The following is a 1,974-nucleotide window of genomic DNA, read 5'->3' as shown; positions in this document are numbered from 1 at the left end:
CTCAGCCCACACCTCGCACAACACCTTCTCGGTGTCCGTGCGCGGTGCGACATGACGGTCAGCGGACTGGAACTCCGGGGCTGGTAACGCCGCCCGGTCTACCTTGCCGTTACCCGTCAGGGGCAAGGCCTCGAGCACCACCACCGCCGCCGGCACCAGGTACTCCGGCAGGAACCGGCGCAGAGCGTCCCGCAACACCTCCGGAGCGGGCACGGCCCCGTCCTCCGGCACCACGTAACCCACCAGGCGCCGCGCTCCCGGGGTGTCCTCCCGGACCACCACCACCGCCCGCGCCACACCCGACTGCCCCACCAACGCGGCCTCGACCTCACCCGGCTCGATGCGGAACCCCCGCACCTTCACCTGGTCGTCGGACCGCCCCACGAACTCGAGGACCCCGTCCGGCAACCACCGGACCAAGTCGCCGGTCCGGTACGCGCGTGTCCCTTCGGGCCCGAAGGGGTCCGCGACGAACCGGGAGCTGGTCAGTGCGGCCCGACCGGAATAGCCCCGGGCCACCCCGGCTCCCCCCAGGTAGAGCTCTCCCACCGCGCCCACCGGAACGGGACGAAGAGCGTTGTCCAGCACCACCACTCGGACCCCGTCCATACCGGTGCCCAGGGGGACCCTGCCTTCGGAGACCTCGGCCCCGGGCTCGCCGCAGACGGCGAACGTCGTCGTCTCGGTCGGGCCGTACACGTGCACGAAGCGGGTCTCCGGGCAAACCTGGCGCACCCGGGACCAGACGGAGGGGACGGCGGCTTCGCCACCGGTCCACACCTGTCCCAGCCCGGCCCACACCGCCGGGTCCTGGGTGGACAGCAGGGTGAACAGGGCGGTGGTGACGAAGACCGCTGACACGCCGTGGTCCTCGACCATTCGCCGCAGCAGCGCGGCGTCGAGGTCGTCGGGCGGTGCGGCCACAACGCTGCCGCCACCCAACAGCGGAACCCAGATCTCGTACACGGCGGCGTCGAAGGAGTGCGGGGAATGGAACAACACCCGCTCGTGCGCGGGATCCCACCACCGGTGGTCCGCCGCCAGGGTGAGGATGTCGGCGTGGGTGACCACCACGCCCTTCGGCGTCCCGGTGGAACCCGAGGTGTACATGACGTAGGCCGCGGCGGCCGCTGGCACGGAGACCTGGTGAGGACCGCCATCGCCGGTGACGTCCACCGGATCGGTGTCGACCAGCGCGAGTTCGGCCGGCAGCCGATCGTGGTGGGACGGCTCGGCCACCGCGTGCCGGACGCCGAGGTCCGCGCACATCCAGGCCACCCGCTCCGGAGGAGTCGCGGGGTGCACGGGCACGAAGGCCGCTCCGGCGCGTAGGACTCCGAGCCACACCGCGACCACAGCCGGTCCCCTGTCGACCGCGACGAGGACCGGTGTCTCCGGCCCTGCTCCGGTCCGGGCCAGGGCGGCCGCGACTCTCCCGGACCACTCCCAGATCCGGGCGTAGCTGTGGTCACCGCTGTCGTCCCGCACGGCCAGCGCGTCAGGATGGCGCTCGACGCGAGCCGCGAACCTGTCCACCACCGACCCGACGACCTCCTCGGTGGTGGTCTGCTCCGGTGGCAGGAGCAGCCGCCGGTCCGCCGCGTCGAGCAGGTCGACGCGTCGCAGCGGCGCGGCGGGGTCCGCCGTGACCTGGTCGGCCACTCTCAGCCACAGCCGACCCAGTCGGGCGACGGTCGTCTCGTCGAACAGGTTCGCGTCGTACTCCACGGAGACGACCAGTCCCCCGTCGTGCTCGACGAAGCTGAGGGTCAGGTCGAACGGGCTGGCCTCCCTGATGACGGGCACCTCGTCGACGCGCAGGCCCGGTAGCTCGAATGGCTCGGCCGGAGCGTTCTGCAGTGCGATCACCACGCGGACGACCGAGGTGTCGTCCGCAGCCCGGTCGAAACCGAGTTCGTCGACGAGCCGGCCGAAGGGCACCTCCTGGTGGGCGAACGCCCCCAGCACCGTCTC

1 protein-coding gene is annotated in these 1,974 nt (G+C 72.1%); it reads right to left on the bottom strand.

From position 1 onward, the window contains the following. Positions 1–1,974, bottom strand: a 1,974-nt coding sequence (locus tag ACTIDRAF_RS29760; protein ID WP_039788147.1) for a non-ribosomal peptide synthetase, incomplete at both ends; no start/stop codon positions are given.

Source organism: Actinoalloteichus spitiensis RMV-1378 (assembly GCF_000239155.1).
Classification (GTDB): Bacteria; Actinomycetota; Actinomycetes; order Mycobacteriales; family Pseudonocardiaceae; genus Actinoalloteichus_B; species Actinoalloteichus_B spitiensis.
This window is presented reverse-complemented; position numbering and strand designations above follow the sequence as displayed.